This window comes from Streptomyces sp. NPDC045998, from assembly GCF_056430285.1.
Map to the genome: position 1 here is coordinate 303166 of NZ_JBWKLJ010000005.1, position 17591 is coordinate 320756.

Genomic DNA, 17591 nt, shown 5'->3' on the forward strand with positions numbered 1-17591 from the left:
GTACGATCGGGGCATGAGTGCGAAGGATGCCCCGCCGCCGCTGCCCGAGCCCCTCGGGGTGCCGGTCGCCGATTCCCACACCCACCTCGACATGCAGTCCGGCACCGTGGAGGAGGCCCTCACCAAGGCCGCCGCCGTCGGGGTCGAGACCGTCGTGCAGGTGGGCTGCGACCTCAAGGGCTCCCGCTGGGCGGCGGAGACGGCCGCCGCGTACGACAACGTCTGGGCGGCCGTCGCCCTGCACCCCAACGAAGCCCCGCGCATCGTCCTGGGTGACCCCGACGGCTGGTCCCGGCAGGGGGCCCGGGAAGGCGGCGGCGACGCGGCGCTCGACGACGCGCTCGCCGAGATCGACCGGCTCGCCGCCCTGCCCGAGGTCAAGGCCGTCGGCGAGACCGGCCTCGACTACTTCCGCACCGGCCCCGAGGGCATGGCCGCCCAGGAGCGCTCCTTCCGCGCCCACATCGAGATCGCCAAGCGGCACGGCAAGGCCCTCGTCATCCACGACCGCGAGGCCCACGCCGACGTCCTGCGCATCCTCGCCGAAGAGGGCGCCCCCGAGCGGACCGTCTTCCACTGCTACTCCGGCGACGCCGACATGGCCCGCACCTGCGCCGAGGCCGGCTACTACATGTCCTTCGCCGGGAACGTCACCTTCAAGAACGCCCAGCCGCTGCGCGACGCCCTCGCCGTCGCCCCCCTGGACCTCGTCCTGGTGGAGACGGACGCGCCCTTCCTGACGCCCGCGCCGTACCGCGGACGGCCCAACGCGCCGTATCTCGTTCCGATCACGGTCCGCGCCATGGCGGCCGTCAGGGGCATCGACGAGGAGGCCATGTCGACGGCGATCGGCGTCAACACGGCGCGCGCGTTTGGTTACTGACGGATCACGGGCGCGGGGACAGGGCGCAGGGTAACGGTACGACCCTGCGTAGTCGAGCCGCTTTGGAGAGTGACGGGCGCTCCGCTAGGGTCCCGGCCTCGTGAACGGATTCCGAGCGCCCTTCGAGCCCGCCCCTACGGGCCCGGCCCCGGTCCCTCCGCCCGTGCCCGCCCACCTTGGCGTGCCGCGCCAGGGAGCCGCGGCCGACCCGGAGGCCTCCACCCTGGCGGCGCTCCGCCAGGCTCCGGCGTCGGCGGCGCCCTCCGCCGGCCGCGCGGCGGCCCGCCGGGCGCGGCAGGGACGGCAGGGACGGCACGGCGGCGCCCGCGACGAGGCCCCGACCGCCCCGGGGCCCGAGTCCGGAGTGGCTTTCGTCGGGGGAACCGCCACCGCGGGCAACGCCACCACCGTCCCCGCCCTGCACGGCGGGCGCGCCGAAGCCCGGCGCGCCAGGGCGCGGCGGGGCGGCGCCCGCGCCGCGTGGCACGGGCCCGCTCCCGACGGAGTGTGGCGCCTCGTCCCCCAGGCGCTCGTCGTGGCGTTCCTCGCCGGCGGCACCAGCGCCTTCGTCGCCAGCGACAAGGCGGTCCGCCTCTCCGTCGACGGCGTACCGCGCACCCTGCACACCTTCGCCGACGACGTCTCCGAGCTCCTCGCCGACGAGGGCCTGCGCGTCGGCGCGCACGACGTCGTCGCCCCGGCGCCGGGCGCCGAGCTCGGCAACGGCGACGAGGTGGTCGTCCGGTACGGCCGCCCCCTCGCCCTCACCCTCGACGGCCGCAGCCGCCGCGTCTGGACCACCGCCCGCACCGTCGAGGAGGCGCTGCGCCAGTTCGGGGTGCGGGCGGAGGGCGCCTACCTGTCCGTCTCCCGCACCGCCGGGATCCCCCGCGGCGGCCTGACCCTGGACGTCCGGACGGAACGGACGGTGACGTTCCTCGCCGACGGCCGCGAACGCACCATCCGCACCAACGCCGCCACCGTCCGCGAGGCGGTGGAGCAGGCCGGCATCGTCCTCAGCGGCGAGGACACCACCTCCGTGGAGCCCGGCAGCTTCCCGCGCGACGGACAGACGATCACCGTCCTGCGGATCACCGGCTCCCAGGAGGTGCGCGAGGAGTCCATCCCGTACGCCGTGGAACGGGTCCGCGACCCGTCCCTGCACCTGGGCACCGAGGTGGTGGAGCGGCAGGGCCGCCCGGGCGCCCGCCGCGTCACCTACGCCGTCCGCACGGTCAACGGCGTGCGCCAGCGACCCCGGAAGATCGCCGACGAGGTCGTACGCGAGCCGGTCACGCAACGGGTGCTGGTCGGCACGAAGCCGATGCCCACCTCCGTCGCCGGAGCCGACCACCTGAACTGGGACGCCCTCGCCCAGTGCGAGTCCGGCGGCCGCCCGGACGCCGTCGACGCCTCCGGGACCTACGGCGGGCTGTACCAGTTCGACCCCGGCACCTGGCAGCGGCTCGGCGGCCGCGGCGTCCCGCAGGACGCCCCCGCCTCGGAACAGACATACCGGGCGAAGAAGCTCTACGTACAGCAGGGGTCGAGTCCCTGGCCGCACTGCGGCCGTAGGCTGTATCGGTGAGCACCACTGATCCCGACGCCCTCCTCGGCCCCGCCGACATCCGCGAACTGGCCGCCGCGCTGGGCGTACGCCCCACCAAGCAGCGCGGCCAGAACTTCGTCATCGACGCCAACACGGTCCGCCGGATCGTCCGGACGGCCGAGGTGCGCCCCGAGGACGTCGTCGTGGAGGTCGGACCCGGCCTCGGCTCGCTGACACTGGCGCTGCTGGAAGCGGCGGACCGGGTCGTCGCCGTCGAGATCGACGACGTGCTGGCGGCCGCCCTGCCGTCGACCGTCGCCGCCCGCATGCCCGCGAAGAAGAACCGCTTCACGCTCGTCCACTCCGACGCGATGCACGTGCGGGAGCTGCCCGGCCCGGCGCCCACCGCGCTCGTCGCGAACCTGCCGTACAACGTCGCCGTGCCCGTCCTGCTGCACATGCTCGACCGCTTCCCGACCATCGACCGGACCCTGGTCATGGTCCAGGCGGAGGTCGCCGACCGGCTCGCCGCGCGCCCCGGCAACAAGGTGTACGGCGTGCCGTCGGTCAAGGCCAACTGGTACGCCGAGGTCAAGCGCGCCGGCGCCATCGGCCGCAACGTCTTCTGGCCCGCGCCGAACGTCGACTCCGGCCTCGTCTCGCTCGTCCGCCGCACCGAGCCGGTCAAGACCACCGCGACGAAGGAAGAGGTCTTCGCGGTCGTCGACGCGGCCTTCGCGCAGCGCCGCAAGACGCTGCGGGCCGCGCTCGCCGGCTGGGCCGGCTCGCCCGCCGCCGCCGAGGCCGCCCTGGTGGCCGCCGGCATCTCGCCGCAGGCGCGCGGCGAGGCCCTCACCGTGGAAGAGTTCGCCCGCATCGCGGAGGCCAAGACAGCGTGACCGAGAGCATCACCGTACGCGTCCCGGCGAAGGTCAACGTCCAGCTGGCCGTCGGCCCGGCCCGGCCCGACGGCTTCCACGACCTCGCCAACGTCTTCCTCGCCGTCTCCCTGTACGACGAGGTCACCGTCACCCCCGCCGACGAGCTGCGGATCACCTGCTCGGGCCCGGACGCCGGCCAGGTGCCGCTGGACGCGACCAACCTCGCCGCCCGCGCCGCCCTCGCCCTCGCCGCGCGCCGGGGCATCCCCGCGAACGTCCACCTCCACATCGCCAAGGACATCCCCGTCGCCGGCGGCATGGCGGGCGGCAGCGCCGACGGCGCGGGCGCGCTGCTCGCCTGCGACGCCCTGTGGGGCACCGGGGCCACCCGCGGGGAACTCCTCGACATCTGCGCCGAGCTCGGCAGCGACGTGCCGTTCTCGCTGATCGGCGGCGCCGCGCTCGGCACCGGCCGGGGCGAGCGCCTCGAGCCGCTGGAGGTCGGCGGCACCTTCCACTGGGTGTTCGCCGTCGCGGACGGCGGCCTGTCGACACCGGCGGTGTACGGGGAGTTCGACCGGCTCGTGGAGGGCACGGACGTCCCCGCCCCGGCCGCCTCGCCCGACCTGCTGGAGGCCCTGCGCACCGGCGACGCCACCGCCCTCGCGGCCGCCCTCGCCAACGACCTCCAGCCCGCCGCGCTCTCCCTGCGCCCCTCCCTCGCCGCCACCCTCGCGGCGGGCACGGACGCGGGCGCCCTCGCGGGCCTGGTCTCCGGCTCCGGCCCGACGACCGCGTTCCTGGCCAAGGACGCGGACGCGGCGGCCGCCGTCGCCGACGCCCTGCTCGCCTCCGGCACCTGCCGCACGGCCCGGGTGGCGACGTCGCCCGCGCCGGGGGCGACGGTGGTCTGAGGGCGGGCCGCGCCGGGGCCCGCAGGGCCGGCGCCGGTCAGCCGGCCGGCGTCAGCGACTTCTTCGCCAGCTCGTACGCCGGGAGCATCGCCGTGTGCTCCTCGGCGTCCAGACCGCCCAGGTGCACGACCACCGGGCCGCCCGGGGTCGTCACCGCGAAGGCGCGCTCCGGCTTCGCCTCGTCGCCGAGCCCGCTGGTGTACGTGACCTCCGTCGCCGGCAGGGCGCCCGCCTTCGTCTCGCGGTACTGCGCCTTGCTCGCGCCCTGGTCGGCGGACACGAAGGCCTCCAGGGCCTCGCGCGGGGTGCCGCCCTTCCCGGTGCCGGTCCAGACGCGGAGGAAACCGATGTGCCCGGCGGGCTTCGCGTCCACCTCGCACACGAGCGTGACCGGGCCCTGCTTCAGTACGAAGTCGGGGTTGGAGACGTCGACCTTCTCGGCCGTCCAGCCCTTCGCGGTGTCGAACGACGCGGGCAGGACGCACGGTGAGCCCGCGCCGCCGAGGGTCTCGCCCTTGGCGGCGGCGGTCGGGGCGGAGGCCGAAGGCGACGGCGAGCCCGAGGCGGACGCCTGCGCCTTCTTCTCGGCCGGCTTCTCCGGCTCCGACGAGCACCCGCTCACCAGCAGCCCCGCCACCGCCACCGCGACCGCCGGAACCGCGCCCCGCACCACGTACCGCCTCATGAAGATCCCCACCCGAGCTCGAACGAACGAACGCGCACGCTACCGCACGGGTGCCGGGCAGCCGATCGCTTGATCGGTTACCGGACGCTGTCGCCCCGTCCGCGGCGGCTACCCTGGTAGGTCGGCCCGTCCCCCCGTACAGGAGTGAAATGGCAGTCAACCTCGTCAATGTCGAGGCAGTCAGCAAGGTGTACGGCACCCGTGCCCTGCTGGACGGTGTGTCCCTCGGCGTCTCCGAGGGGGACCGGATCGGTGTCGTCGGGCGCAACGGGGACGGCAAGACCACCCTCATCCGGATGATCGCCAAGCTGGAGGAGGCCGACACCGGCCGCGTCACGCACAGCGGCGGACTCCGCCTCGGCGTGCTCACGCAGCACGACTCGCTCGACCCGGCCGCCACCGTCCGGCACGAGGTCATCGGCGACCTCGCCGACCACGAGTGGGCCGGCAGCGCCAAGATCCGCGACGTGCTCACCGGGCTGTTCGGCGGGCTCGACCTGCCCGGCTTCCCCCAGGGCCTCGACACCGTCATCGGGCCGCTCTCCGGCGGCGAGCGGCGGCGCATCGCGCTCGCCAAGCTGCTCATCGCCGAGCAGGACCTCATCGTCCTCGACGAGCCGACCAACCACCTCGACGTCGAGGGCATCGCCTGGCTCGCCCAGCACCTGCGGGCCCGCCGCTCCGCGCTCGTCTGCGTCACCCACGACCGGTGGTTCCTCGACCAGGTCTGCACGCGCATGTGGGACGTGCAGCGCGGTGCGGTGCACGAGTACGAGGGCGGCTACTCCGACTACGTCTTCGCGCGCGCCGAGCGCGAGCGCATCGCCGCCACCGAGGAGGTCAAGCGGCAGAACCTGATGCGCAAGGAGCTGGCCTGGCTGCGGCGCGGCGCCCCGGCGCGCACCTCCAAGCCGCGGTTCCGCATCGAGGCGGCGAACGCGCTCATCGCCGACGTACCGCCGCCGCGCGACACCAGCGAGCTGATGAAGTTCGCCAACGCCCGCCTCGGCAAGACCGTCTTCGACCTGGAGGACGTGACCGTCACCGCCGGGCCCAAGATGCTCCTCAAGCACCTGACCTGGCAGCTCGGCCCCGGCGACCGCATCGGCCTGGTCGGCGTCAACGGCGCCGGCAAGACCTCCCTGCTGCGCGCCCTCGCCGAGGCCGCCGCCACCCAGGGCGAGAAGCAGCCGGCCGGCGGGCGGATCGTCGTCGGCAAGACGGTACGCCTCGCGTACCTGTCGCAGGACGTCGCCGAACTGCCGCCGACGCTGCGCGTGCTGGAGGCCGTCCAGCAGATCCGCGACCGCGTCGACCTCGGCAAGGGCCGGGAGATGACCGCGGGGCAGCTGTGCGAGCAGTTCGGCTTCACCAAGGAGAAGCAGTGGACGCCCGTCGGCGACCTCTCCGGCGGTGAGCGCCGCCGCCTCCAGCTGCTGCGGCTGCTGATGGACGAGCCGAACGTCCTCTTCCTCGACGAGCCGACGAACGACCTCGACATCGAGACCCTCACCCAGCTCGAGGACCTCCTCGACGGCTGGCCCGGCTCCATGGTCGTCATCTCCCACGACCGGTTCTTCATCGAGCGCACGACGGACAAGACGTTCGCCCTCCTCGGCGACGCCACGCTGCGCATGCTGCCGCGCGGTATCGACGAGTACCTGGAGCGGCGCCAGAGGATGATCGAGACAGCCGCCCCGGCACCGGCCGCCGCGTCCGCGCCGGCACCCGCGAAGGAGAAGTCGGCGGGCGACTCCCGTGCGGCCAAGAAGGAGCTGCAGAAGATCGAGCGCCAGCTCGACAAGGTCTCCGAGAAGGAGGGCAAGCTCCACGCCCAAATCGCCGATAACGCCACGGACTTCGAGAAGGTGGCGAAACTGGACGCGGAGCTGAGGGAACTGGCCGCCCAGCGCGAGGACTTGGAGATGCGCTGGCTGGAACTCGCCGAGGACGCCTGACCTCAGGGGGACGTGGCGAAGGCGTGGAGAGCGGATAACGAGGGCATCACGGGCCGGTCCTCCCTTGGGAACAGGGGCGGACCGGCCCGTTCGTCGTCAGGGCCGAGTGATAGAAAGAAACCCCGCTCGACTCACGTAACACTGCGGAATCCGTGTCCGATTCGCTCCATTCCGGCGGTACGCGTGCGCGTACGTGCGACGCCCGGAATCGCGGGGGAGGCCGGTCGGTCACCGGACCGCACGAAGGGGGAAGCGCTGATGACTCAGCCGCCCAGCCAGCAACCGCCGCAGGGGGGCGGCTTCGGGTCTCCTCAGGACCCGCAGCAGGGCTTCCCTCAGCCCCCCGGCCAGCCGCCGGTACCGCCGGCCCAGCCGCCCATGCCGCCGTCGCAGCCCCCGGCCGGCCCGCCGCCCGCCGCCCCGCCGCAGGGCCCCCAGCCCGGTTACGGCTACCCCCAGCAGCCGGGCCCGTACGCCCCCCAGCCCGGCCCCTACGGCGCCCAGCCGGGCCCCTACGGCCAGCCGCAGCCCGGCGCCTACGGCGGCTACCCCGGGCAGCCGCAGTACCCCGGCGCGCCCGCGCCCGGGCCCGCCGGCGGCGGACGCAACCCCTTCAAGGGCAAGCCCGGCGTCATCATCGGCGCCGCCGTGGCCGCCCTCCTCGTCATCGGCGGCGGCACCTGGTTCGCCGTCAGCGGCGACGACACCGACCCCAAGAAGTCCGACGCCAAGGGCTCCAGCGCCGCCCCCGCCCCCACCGGCTCCGGTGAGGTCGACCAGGGCAACGGCAGCGGCGACGGCCGCGACGCCGGGGACGACCTCAACGCCGGCCGCAAGGACGGCGAGGCCAAGGTCGCCTGGCTCGGCACCAACGACGTCGACCTCCCGCGCAACGGCGCGGACGTGTACGGCCCCTGGGTCGTCGGCGACACCCTCGTCAAGGCCATGTACAAGAGCGTCACCGGCTACTCCGTCGCCGACGGCAAGAAGAAGTGGGAGGTGCCGTTCACCACCGAGGTGTGCGCCGCCCCCGTCGCGCCCGCCGCCAACGGCACGATCGTCATCGGCGTCAAGGACGGCAACGGCGACCGGGCCGACTGCCTCCAGCTCCAGCAGATCGACCTCAAGACCGGCAAGGCGGGCTGGAAGCAGACCATCGCCAAGGGCACCGGCTTCAGCGCGCTCTCCGACGTCACGCTCGCCATCAGCGGCACCACCGTGACCGCCGCCGGCACCAACAACTCCTACGGCTACTCCCTCACCGACGGCAAGCAGCTCTTCGGCAAGCCGTCCGGCGGCTGCCAGCCGTACGCCTTCGCCGGCGGCCCCAAGCTCATCGCCGCCGCCAGCTGCCCCACCGGCGACTACGAGAAGCAGCAGCACCAGATCAGCGAGGTCGACCCGGCCACCGGCAAGCCCAAGTGGTCGTACAAGCTGGCCCCCAACTGGGAGGTCGACAAGGTCTACTCCGTCAGCCCGCTGGTCGTCTCGGCGACCCAGCGCAAGGAGAAGAAGTGGTCCGTCTTCGCGCTGACGGACACCGGCAAGCTCCGCTCCACCCTCGACGGCGGCAAGGACAAGTTCGAGATCAACTGCGGCGGCAGCTTCATCGTCTTCGGCCAGAACCTGGAGGGCTGCGTCGGTGTCGCCGCCGACGCCTCCACCTTCTACATGGCCACCGCGCCCACCTCGGTCACCGACGGCACCAATGACGTGGTGGCGTTCGACCTCGGCACCGGCAAGCCCAAGTGGCGCTCCTCGGCCGGCCCGAAGAAGACCATGACGCCGCTGCGTATGGAGGGCGGCAACGTGCTGCTCTACATGGAGGGCTCCTGGGACCGGGGCGGCGCGGTCGCCACGCTCGCGCCGACCGGCGGCAAGCCCGCGGTGCTGCTCCAGCACCCGCAGTCGACGGCCCAGATCGAACGGTCCTTCTTCGACGCGCAGTACGCCTACGCCGACGGCCGGTTCTTCATCGTCAGCGGTCGCGTGAGCGCGAGCAACGACGAACAGGAGAAGCAGACCAAGACGATGATGGCCTTCTCCAAGTGACGCACCAGCAGCAGGGCCCGAACCGGACCCCAGAGGGACCCACACCATGACGCAGCCACCCCCGCCGCCGCCGAACCAACCGCCTGGCCCCCCGCCGGGCCAGCCGCCCCAGGGCGGTTTCGGCGCCCCCACCCCGCCGCCGCCGAACCCCGGCTACGGCTACCCCCAGGCCCCCGGTCAGGCCCCCGGCTACGGCTACCCCCAGGCCCCGGGCCAGGCCCCCGGCTACGGCTACCCCCAGGCTCCCGGCCAGGCCCCCGGCCAGCAGCCGTACGGCTACGGCCACCCGACCGCCCCCGTGCACCAGCAGCCCCCGGGGCAGCCGCCGCTGCCCCCGCAGGGCGGCAAGAAGCTGTCCACGCAGCTGCGGATCATCATCGCCGCGGCCGTCGCCGTGGCCCTGATCATCGCGGGCGGCATCTGGTACGCGAGCACCAGCGGCGACGACGGCGGCAAGGGCGACGAGGCCAAGGGCGCCACCGCCGGCGCCACCGCCGGAGGGGGCGGCGGTGGCGGCGGTGGCACGGCGCCCGACGGGCCGGGCCAGGAGAAGGCGCCCGCCAACACCCGCTCCAAGGTGGCCTTCCAGATGCCGCACCCCAAGGTCGCGGACGTGACGACCGTGGCCGGCTCCTGGATCACCGACAAGGCGTACGTGAAGTCGGGCATCGACTCGGTCGTCGGGTACGACCTCGACAAGGGCACCCCGCTGTGGACCCTCCCCCTGCCCGGCCAGGTCTGCGCGGCGTCCCGCCACGTCCAGGACAACAAGACGGCGATCGCCTTCGAGGCCACCAAGCGCGTCGCCCCGAAGTACTACCAGCCGTGCACCGAGGTCGGCGTCATCGACCTGACCACGGGCAAGCTGCTGTGGAGCAAGTCCGCGGCCGGCATCGGCAACGGGCCCAAGATCCGGTTCAACGAGATCACCGTCGGCGCCGGCGCGGTCGCCGCGGGCGGCACGGACGGCGGCGGCGCCTGGGACCTGGCCACCGGCAAGGAGCTCTGGAAGCCCCAGATCAACGCCGAGCAGTGCTACGACATGGGGTACGGCGGCGGGGCGGCCCTCGTCGCGGCCCGCAAGTGCGGCCCGCGCGACCAGCAGTACGTGCTGATCCAGAACCTCGACCCGAAGACCGGGCGGCCGCTCGCGCAGTTCAAGATGCCGGACGGGGTGGAGTACGCGAGCATCGTCTCCACCAAGCCGCTGGTCGTCGCGGCCGACGTCGGCGACACCGCCGGTGACGGCTCCGGGATCTCCGACCTCTTCTCCATCGACGAGAAGACCGGCAAGCTCAAGGCCAAGATCGCCGTGGACGCCGAACGGTTCGCCGGCGACTGCGACTCGACGCTGGTCGAGGCGTGCAGCAAGGTCATCGTCGGCAACGGCCGCGTCTACCTCCCCACCGAGGACCACGAGGGCGCGGGCGAGGGCTACGGCCAGACCAACGAGATCGTCTCCTTCGACCTCACCACCGGCAAGCCCACCAGCGACAAGGCCGAGGCGGGCGACCGCTACTCGGTGTTCCCGCTGCGCATGGACGGCGGCAACATCATCGCGTACAAGGAACCGCCCTACGACAAGGGCGGCCAGATCGTCAGCATCGACGGCTCCACCTTCAAGCAGACCGTGCTGCTGGAGAACCCGGCCGACGAAGCGGTGCGCGACGCCGAGTCGAGCTTCTCGCTCGACCACGCGGAGATCCGCTACACCGCCGGACGGCTGTTCATCTCGGAGCGGATGATCTCCGAACCGAGCAGCTCCTCCGTCGACGACAAGCAGTACTTCGTGCTGGCGTACACCACGCACTGACGCCCGCCCGCCCCTGGGGCGGGCCCGTCGCCCGGCCCGGCACCTCGCACGAGCGAGGTGCCGGGCCGTCAGCATAAAGGGACTCAAGTAGCCCTTATCAGCGAAGAATTCGACATTCCGGGGGGCTTCTGACAAGGAGGGGGCGCGCGATGTCGAACAAGCGTGTAGCTTGCCGGGTCAACAGTGCCGGGGACGGCGGGGGGCCGGAGCCGGCGGGGAGCCGGGACCGGCGGGGATGGGGGATTGCTCGATGGGCGTGCGGCTCATGGTGGTCGACGACCACCGCCTGCTCGCCGAGGCGCTCGCCTCGGCGTTGAAACTGCGCGGCCACCGGGTGCTCGCGGCCGCCGCACCCGCCGCCGGCGCGGCCGAGCTGGTGGTGAGCCGCGCGCCGGAGGTGTGCCTGCTGGGCACGGCCGCCCCCGCGGAACCGGGCGCCTTCGACCCGGTCGTCCGCATCAAGCAGGACCGCCCGCAGGTGGCGGTGGTCATCCTCGGCCCCGTGCCGAGCCCGCGCGGGATCGCGGCGGCGTTCGCCGCGGGCGCGTCCGGCTACGTACGCCACGACGAGCGCATCGAAGGCGTCGAGCGGGCGATGCTCAAGGCCAGGGCGGGCGAGGTGGCGATCGCGCCCCAGCTGCTCCAGGGCGCCTTCACCGAACTGCTGAACCCGGCGGCGCAGCCCGACGACGAGGGCCAGCGGCTGCTGCGGATGCTCACGCCGCGGGAAGTGGAGGTGCTCGTCCGGGTCGCGGAGGGCGAGGACACCCGGCTGATCGCCGCGGGCATGCACATCGCGCCGAGCACCGCGCGCACGCACGTGCAGCGCGTGCTGATGAAGCTGGGCGTCGGCTCCCGCCTGGAGGCCGCCGCCCTCGCCGCCCGTACGGGCCTCCTGGACCGCGCGGCCCTGCGGCACGCGGCCCAGCCCGCCGACTGAGCACAGGCGTGAGACACCCCCGCCGGGGCGGGGCGTCGGCATTGACTGCGATGTTTGATTGTGATTCCTTGTGTGTGGTTGTGTTTGAACAGCACACGGCAGGAGCCCGTAGTGAAGAAAACATCGACCCGGCTGGCCGACGGGCGCGAGCTGGTCTACTACGACCGGCGGGACGACGCCGTACGCGACGCCGTCGACCCCCGCCCCCTCGACCCCATCTCCACCACCTCCGAGATCCGGCACGACCCCCTCCTCGGCGACTCCGTCGCCATCGCCTCGCACCGCCAGGGCCGCACCTACCACCCGCCCGCCGACGAGTGCCCCCTGTGCCCCTCCCGGGACGGCCGGCACAGCGAGATCCCCGACGCCGACTACGACGTCGTCGTCTTCGAGAACCGCTTCCCCTCCCTCGCCGGCGACTCCGGGCGCTGCGAGGTCGTCTGCTTCACCCCCGACCACGACGCCTCCTTCGCCGACCTCACCGAAGAGCAGGCCGCCCTCGTCCTGGAGGCCTGGACCGACCGCACCGCCGAACTCGCCGCGCTGGACCAGGTCGAGCAGATCTTCTGCTTCGAGAACCGCGGCGCCGAGATCGGCGTCACCCTCGGCCACCCGCACGGCCAGATCTACGCGTACCCCTTCACCACCCCCCGCACGACGGCGATGCTCCGCTCCCTCGACGCCCACCGCGCCGCCACCGGCCGCAACCTCTTCGACGACCTCCTCGCCCGCGAGCGCGCCGACGCCGAACGGGTGGTCCTGGAGACCGACGAGTGGGTCGCCTACGTGCCGTACGCCGCGCACTGGCCGTACGAAGTACACCTCCACCCCACACGGCGCGTGCCCGACCTGCGGGCCCTGGACGACGCGGCGCGCGACGGGTTCCCCGGCGTCTACCTGGAGCTGCTGCGCCGCTTCGACCGGATCTTCGGCCCCGACGAACCCCCCACGCCGTACATCGCCGCCTGGCACCAGGCGCCGCTGCACGACCCCCGGCGCGCCGACTTCGCCCTGCATCTGGAGCTTTTCACCATCCGGCGCACCTCCGGCAAGCTCAAGTTCCTGGCGGGCTCCGAGTCGGGCATGAGTGTGTTCATCAACGACGTACCGCCGGAGGCCGCGGCCCGGCGACTGCGAGAGGTGGCGAGCAAGTGAGCAAGTACCTGGTGACCGGCGGAGCCGGCTACGTCGGCGGTGTGGTCGCCGCACACCTGCTGGAGGCCGGACACGAGGTGACCGTCCTGGACGACCTGTCGACCGGCTTCCGCGAAGGCGTCCCGGCCGGGGCCCGCTTCATCGAGGGCCGCGTCCAGGACGCCGCCCGCCACCTCGACGCCTCGTACGACGGCGTGCTCCACTTCGCCGCCTTCTCGCAGGTCGGCGAGTCGGTCACCGACCCCGAGAAGTACTGGGCCAACAACGTCGGCGGCACCATGGCGCTGCTCGCCGCCATGCGCGACGCGGGCGTGCGCCGCCTCGTCTTCTCCTCCACGGCCGCCACCTACGGCGAACCGGTCTCCACGCCCCTCACCGAAACCGACCCGACCGCCCCCACCAGCCCCTACGGCGCCTCCAAGCTCGCCGTCGACCACATGCTCACCGGCGAGGCCGCCGCCCACGGCCTGGCCGCCGCCTCGCTGCGCTACTTCAACGTCGCCGGGGCGTACGGGGAGTGCGGCGAGCGCCACGACCCCGAGTCGCACCTCATCCCGCTCGTCCTCCAGGTCGCCCTCGGCAAGCGCCCGTCGATCTCCGTCTACGGCGACGACTACCCGACCCCCGACGGCACCTGCGTCCGCGACTACATCCACGTCGCCGACCTCGCCGAGGCGCACCTGCTGGCCCTCGACGCGCTCGCACCGGGCGAGCACCTGATCTGCAACCTCGGCAACGGCAACGGCTTCTCCGTCCGCGAGGTCATCGAGACCGTCCGCGAGGTGACCGGCCACCCCGTCCCGGAGGCCGTCGCCCCGCGCCGCGCCGGCGACCCGGCGGTGCTGGTCGCCTCCGCGGCCACCGCCCGGGAGCGGCTCGGCTGGCGGCCCTCCCGCCCCGGCCTCGCGCGCATCGTGGCGGACGCGTGGGAGTTCGCGCAGAAGCGGGAGGCGGGGGAGTGACGGTCATGGCGCAGGACTTCCGGGCGCTGTACGGGTACGCGCCCGAGGGCGTGTGGGCCGCGCCCGGCCGGGTCAACCTCATCGGCGAGTACACCGACGTCAACGACGGCTTCGTACTGCCGCTGGCCCTCCCGCACACCGCCGTCGCCGCGGTGGCGCGGCGCTCCGACGGACGGCTGCGCGTGCACTCCGCCGACGTCGGCCAGGGGGTCGTCGAGCTCGCGCCCGACGAGCTGGTGCCCCGCGCGGGCACCGGCTGGGCCGCCTACCCGGCCGGGGTGGTGTGGGCGCTGCGCGAAGCCGGGCACCCCGTCACCGGCGCCGACGTCCACCTCGCCTCCACCGTCCCGACCGGCGCCGGCCTGTCGTCGTCGGCCGCCCTGGAGGTCGTCACCGCACTCGCGCTGAACGAGCTGTACGGACTCGGGCTCGCCCGCGAGGAGCTGGCCGTGCTCGCACAGCGCGCGGAGAACGCCTTCGTGGGCGTGCCGTGCGGCGTGATGGACCAGATGGCGTCGGCGTGCTGCACCGAGGGGCACGCCCTCCACCTCGACACCCGCGACCTGTCGCACCGCCAGGTGCCGTTCGACCTCGCCGCGCGGGGGCTGCGCCTCCTCGTCGTCGACACCCGGGTGAAGCACGCGCTCGGCGACGGCGCGTACGCCGAGCGGCGCGCCGGGTGCGAGGCGGGCGCGCGGGCGCTCGGCGTGCGCACGCTGCGCGACATCGACCACGTGCAACTACCCGACGCCCTGCGGCGGTTGCCCGGCGAAACGATTCGCTCGTACGTCCGCCACGTCGTCTCCGACAACCACCGCGTACGGCGGGCCATCGCGCTGCTCGACGCCGGCGACGTACGGGCGGTGGGGCCGGTGCTCACCGAGGGGCACGCGTCCCTCCGCGACGACCTGCGGGTTTCCTGCCCCGAGTTGGACCTGGTGGTGTCCGCGGCGACCGGGGCGGGCGCGCTGGGCGCGCGGATGACGGGCGGCGGCTTCGGCGGCTCGGCGATCGTCCTGACCGAGGCGGACGGCGAGGAAACCGTCACGAAAGCCATCCAAACGGCCTTCGCCGGGGCCGGGTTCGCGGCTCCGCGCGTCTTCCCGGCGGTCCCGTCGGCGGGAGCGCGTCGCCTCGCGTAACCGGTCAGTTCCGCAAACCGCCCTCCCCTCCGGGCCGCCGGCCGTACTCTGATGCACGGTGCCGGTGGGGGCCGGCGCTGATCAGGGGCGAGACAGTCGGGTACGGCGCCCGGGGTGGGGTAACAGTCACTGCACGGCGGCGGCCGTGCGACGACCATGGGACCTCCTCTCCGGGCGCCGTATCCGCGGCTGCTCCGCCTTCCTCGACACAGCGGCGACACATGGGGGTGTCAGTGGTCCGTATCCGGGTTCTGGTGGTGGACGACCACCGCATCTTCGCCGAGTCGCTCGCGGCGGCCCTCGCCGCCGAGCCCGACGTGGACGTCGCGGCTGCCGGCAGCGGCCCCGCCGCGCTGCGCTGCCTGGAGCGGGCGGCCTCCGAGGGCCGTACGTTCGACGTCCTGCTCATCGACGCCGACCTCGGCGCGGCCGGCCCCACCGCCGCGAGCCCGCCGGTGCGGGTGCCCGCCCCCCGGAACGCCCCGCCCCCGGCCGTCCTCTCCGCAACCGCCCCGACCCCCGCCGTCCCGCCGCACGCGGTCCCGGACCACGGCGGCCACGGCGGCCACGGCGGCCACGGTGAGGAACCGGCCGACGGCATCTCGCTCGTCACGAGCGTCCGCTCCACCCAGCCCACCGTGCGGACCGTCGTGCTCGCCGAGAAGGACGACCCGCGCCGCGCCGCGCTCGCCCTCCAGGCCGGAGCCTCCGGCTGGGTCGCCAAGGACTGCTCGCTCCAGCGGCTGCTGGCGGTGATCCGCGGCGTGCTGCGCGACGAGACCCACCTGCCGCCGGCCCTGCTCACCGGGGTGCTGCGCGAACTGACGGCCGCGCGCAAGCACCGCACCGAGAGCGAACGGCTGGTGGAGTCCCTGACCCCGCGCGAGCGGGAGGTGCTGCGCTGCATGGTCGCGGGCCTCGGCCGCAAGGCCGTCGCCGAACGGCTCTTCCTCTCCCCGCACACCGTGCGCACGCACATGCAGAACGTGCTCGGCAAGCTCGGCGTGCACTCCACGCTGGCGGCCGTCGCGCTGGCGCGCCGGGCGGGCGTCGGCCCGGCCGATCTCGGCCCGGAGCTAGGGGATGTTGTCGAACGGGGCGGTCAGCTGGCGTAGCAGCGCGGCGAGCTCGGCCCGCTGCGCGCGGGACAGCTCCACGAGGATCGCCCGCTCCTGGTCCAGCAGCCCCGCGAGCGCCTGGTCGGCCCGGTCGCGGCCCTCGGGGGTGAGGCGCACGAGGACGCCGCGGCGGTCGCTGGGGTCGGGCAGCCGCTCGACGAGGCCCTTCTTGGCGAGCCGGTCGATGCGGTTGGTCATGGTGCCGGAGGTGACGAGCGTCTGCGTGAGCAGCTGGCCGGGGGAGAGCTGGTAGGGGGCGCCCGCGCGGCGCAGCGACGTCAGGACGTCGAACTCCCACGGCTCCAGCTCGTGCTCGGAGAACGCCAGCCGACGAGCGCGGTCGAGGTGCCGGGCCAGCCTGGACACACGGCTGAGCACCTCGAGCGGTTCCACGTCGAGGTCGGGGCGCTCGCGGCGCCATGCTGCGACCAGTCGATCGACCTCGTCCTCCATGGCGATCAGTGTAGGCGCTCTGTCGATGTGAAGTCTCTTGACGTCAAGAAATACTCGCCTTGACCATTGGGCATGACGGGGCCGGGACTCTGTTCCGCTTCGGTACGCCGTTCCAGCAAGGGGGCTTGTCCATGCATTCCGCACCAATCTGGGATCCACAGCAGTACCTGCGCCACTCCGATCACCGCACCCGCCCGTTCATCGACCTCCTCAACCGCATACCCGAGCTGCCCGCGACCGCGCACGGCAGGCCGGCCCGAATCGCCGACATCGGGTGCGGCCCCGGCAACGTCACCGCGCTCCTCGCCGACCGCTGGCCCGACGCCCACATCACCGGCTTCGACCTCTCACCCGAGATGCTGGAGCAGGCCAAACAGCGCTACGCCGGCACCACCCCCGGCGGCGGCTGGCTCGACTTCCGGCCGGCCGACGCCGCGCACTGGACGCCCGACGAACCGTACGACCTGATCGTCTCCAACGCGGCCCTCCAGTGGGTGCCCAACCACCCCGAGTCCCTGCCCCTGTGGATCGACGGCCTCACCCCCGGCGGCACACTCGCCTTCCAGGTCCCGGGCAACTTCACCTCGCCCAGCCACGCCCTCCTCGGCGAGCTGTGCGAGTCCCCGCAGTGGCGCGACCGCCTCGGGGGCCACGGCCACCGCTTCGTCCACATCCTCACCTCCGCCGACTACCTGGCCCGCCTCACCGACCTCGGCTGCCGGACCGAGGTCTGGGAAACCGTCTACTCCCAGCTCCTCCAGGGCGAGGACCCCGTCCTCGACTGGGTCAAGGGCACCGCCCTGCGCCCCGTCCTCACCGCCCTGGAAGGCGACGACGAGGCCATCGCCGAGTTCCTCGCCCAGTACCGCGACCTGCTGCGCAAGGCCTACCCGCCGGGCCCGCACGGCACGGTCTTCCCGTTCCGCCGGATCTTCGCCGTCGCCCGCAAGCCCGGGTGACGGGCCCGGGAGCAACACGGAGGGGGGGCGGGCGGTGGGGGGGGGGGGCCTCCACCCGGGCCAAGAGGGGGGGCCCTTTTTTTGGGCCCCCCACAGCGGATTTTGCGTCCTCCCCTCTCCCCCATTC

General features: G+C 73.6%; 15 protein-coding genes. 13 read left to right on the forward strand and 2 right to left on the reverse strand.

Annotated elements, in window-relative coordinates; genetic code table 11:
- Positions 1-13: 13 nt before the first annotated feature.
- The 4 genes from AC07FJ_RS17855 to AC07FJ_RS17870 all read left to right on the forward strand — a co-directional run bounded on the left by AC07FJ_RS17855 (position 14) and on the right by AC07FJ_RS17870 (position 4227).
- The gene (locus tag AC07FJ_RS17855; RefSeq protein WP_479049942.1) at positions 14-883 is read left to right on the forward strand and encodes a TatD family hydrolase; all 870 of its coding nucleotides are present in this window, start codon (positions 14-16) and stop codon (positions 881-883) included.
- Positions 884-1247: 364 nt separating this feature from the next.
- Complete coding sequence (locus AC07FJ_RS17860) at positions 1248-2471, forward strand: ubiquitin-like domain-containing protein (protein WP_479050198.1); 1224 nt, start codon at positions 1248-1250, stop codon at positions 2469-2471.
- Positions 2468-3331 carry a 16S rRNA (adenine(1518)-N(6)/adenine(1519)-N(6))-dimethyltransferase RsmA gene (gene rsmA, locus AC07FJ_RS17865; RefSeq protein WP_479049944.1) on the forward strand — a complete coding sequence of 288 codons (864 nt, stop codon included), beginning with the start codon at positions 2468-2470 and terminating at the stop codon, positions 3329-3331. The genes AC07FJ_RS17860 and rsmA overlap by 4 nt, the downstream gene beginning before the upstream one ends.
- On the forward strand, positions 3328-4227 hold the full coding sequence (locus AC07FJ_RS17870) for a 4-(cytidine 5'-diphospho)-2-C-methyl-D-erythritol kinase (RefSeq protein WP_479049946.1): 900 nt from the start codon (positions 3328-3330) through the stop codon (positions 4225-4227). The genes rsmA and AC07FJ_RS17870 overlap by 4 nt, the downstream gene beginning before the upstream one ends.
- 37 nt (positions 4228-4264) lie before the next feature.
- On the opposite strand, the gene AC07FJ_RS17875 is transcribed toward AC07FJ_RS17870, so the two are convergent.
- Positions 4265-4912 (reverse strand): lipoprotein, encoded by a 648-nt coding sequence (locus AC07FJ_RS17875; RefSeq protein WP_479049948.1) that lies wholly within the window; start codon positions 4910-4912, stop codon positions 4265-4267.
- A 149-nt stretch (positions 4913-5061) separates the two neighbouring features.
- Here AC07FJ_RS17875 and AC07FJ_RS17880 point away from each other — a divergent pair, with 149 nt between their 5' ends.
- The 8 genes from AC07FJ_RS17880 to AC07FJ_RS17915 all read left to right on the forward strand — a co-directional run bounded on the left by AC07FJ_RS17880 (position 5062) and on the right by AC07FJ_RS17915 (position 16049).
- Positions 5062-6870, forward strand: a complete 1809-nt coding sequence (locus AC07FJ_RS17880) for an ABC-F family ATP-binding cassette domain-containing protein (RefSeq protein WP_479049950.1) — start codon at positions 5062-5064, stop codon at positions 6868-6870.
- A gap of 258 nt (positions 6871-7128) precedes the next feature.
- Positions 7129-8922: an outer membrane protein assembly factor BamB family protein gene (locus AC07FJ_RS17885; RefSeq protein WP_479049952.1), complete on the forward strand. Its 1794-nt coding sequence runs from the start codon at positions 7129-7131 to the stop codon at positions 8920-8922.
- A 46-nt stretch (positions 8923-8968) separates the two neighbouring features.
- Entirely contained in the window at positions 8969-10735 is a 1767-nt protein-coding gene (locus tag AC07FJ_RS17890; RefSeq protein ID WP_479049954.1) for an outer membrane protein assembly factor BamB family protein, read from the forward strand.
- Positions 10736-10985: 250 nt separating this feature from the next.
- Positions 10986-11675, forward strand: a complete 690-nt coding sequence (locus AC07FJ_RS17895; RefSeq protein WP_479049956.1) for a helix-turn-helix transcriptional regulator — start codon at positions 10986-10988, stop codon at positions 11673-11675.
- A 111-nt stretch (positions 11676-11786) separates the two neighbouring features.
- Positions 11787-12830, forward strand: coding sequence for a galactose-1-phosphate uridylyltransferase (gene galT / locus AC07FJ_RS17900; protein WP_479049958.1), 1044 nt, complete (start codon positions 11787-11789; stop codon positions 12828-12830).
- Positions 12827-13792 carry a UDP-glucose 4-epimerase GalE gene (gene galE, locus AC07FJ_RS17905; RefSeq protein ID WP_479049960.1) on the forward strand — a complete coding sequence of 322 codons (966 nt, stop codon included), beginning with the start codon at positions 12827-12829 and terminating at the stop codon, positions 13790-13792. Before galT ends, galE begins: the two co-directional genes overlap by 4 nt.
- Positions 13793-13797: 5 nt before the next feature.
- Positions 13798-14934: a galactokinase gene (galK, locus tag AC07FJ_RS17910; RefSeq protein ID WP_479049962.1), complete on the forward strand. Its 1137-nt coding sequence runs from the start codon at positions 13798-13800 to the stop codon at positions 14932-14934.
- Positions 14935-15167: 233 nt separating this feature from the next.
- Positions 15168-16049: a LuxR C-terminal-related transcriptional regulator gene (locus AC07FJ_RS17915; protein WP_479049964.1), complete on the forward strand. Its 882-nt coding sequence runs from the start codon at positions 15168-15170 to the stop codon at positions 16047-16049.
- Here AC07FJ_RS17915 and tamR read toward each other — a convergent pair.
- On the reverse strand, positions 16011-16505 hold the full coding sequence (tamR, locus tag AC07FJ_RS17920; RefSeq protein ID WP_355361846.1) for a MarR family transcriptional regulator TamR: 495 nt from the start codon (positions 16503-16505) through the stop codon (positions 16011-16013). The two genes, AC07FJ_RS17915 and tamR, sit on opposite strands and share 39 nt — an antisense overlap.
- Before the next feature lie 131 nt (positions 16506-16636).
- Here tamR and AC07FJ_RS17925 point away from each other — a divergent pair, with 131 nt between their 5' ends.
- Positions 16637-17464: a trans-aconitate 2-methyltransferase gene (locus AC07FJ_RS17925; RefSeq protein WP_479049966.1), complete on the forward strand. Its 828-nt coding sequence runs from the start codon at positions 16637-16639 to the stop codon at positions 17462-17464.
- Positions 17465-17591: the final 127 nt, after the last annotated feature.

Bases quoted from the DNA above. Each gene is read 5' to 3' on its own strand.
- AC07FJ_RS17890 (WP_479049954.1), top strand. From the start codon at position 8,969: ATGACGCAGCCACCCCCGCCGCCGCCGAACCAACCGCCTGGCCCCCCG.
- AC07FJ_RS17925 (WP_479049966.1), top strand. From the start codon at position 16,637: ATGCATTCCGCACCAATCTGGGATCCACAGCAGTACCTGCGCCACTCC.
- AC07FJ_RS17855 (WP_479049942.1), top strand. From the start codon at position 14: ATGAGTGCGAAGGATGCCCCGCCGCCGCTGCCCGAGCCCCTCGGGGTG.
- AC07FJ_RS17875 (WP_479049948.1), bottom strand. From the start codon at position 4,912: ATGAGGCGGTACGTGGTGCGGGGCGCGGTTCCGGCGGTCGCGGTGGCG.
- galK (WP_479049962.1), top strand. From the start codon at position 13,798: ATGGCGCAGGACTTCCGGGCGCTGTACGGGTACGCGCCCGAGGGCGTG.
- AC07FJ_RS17895 (WP_479049956.1), top strand. From the start codon at position 10,986: ATGGGCGTGCGGCTCATGGTGGTCGACGACCACCGCCTGCTCGCCGAG.
- tamR (WP_355361846.1), bottom strand. From the start codon at position 16,505: ATGGAGGACGAGGTCGATCGACTGGTCGCAGCATGGCGCCGCGAGCGC.
- AC07FJ_RS17885 (WP_479049952.1), top strand. From the start codon at position 7,129: ATGACTCAGCCGCCCAGCCAGCAACCGCCGCAGGGGGGCGGCTTCGGG.
- AC07FJ_RS17880 (WP_479049950.1), top strand. From the start codon at position 5,062: ATGGCAGTCAACCTCGTCAATGTCGAGGCAGTCAGCAAGGTGTACGGC.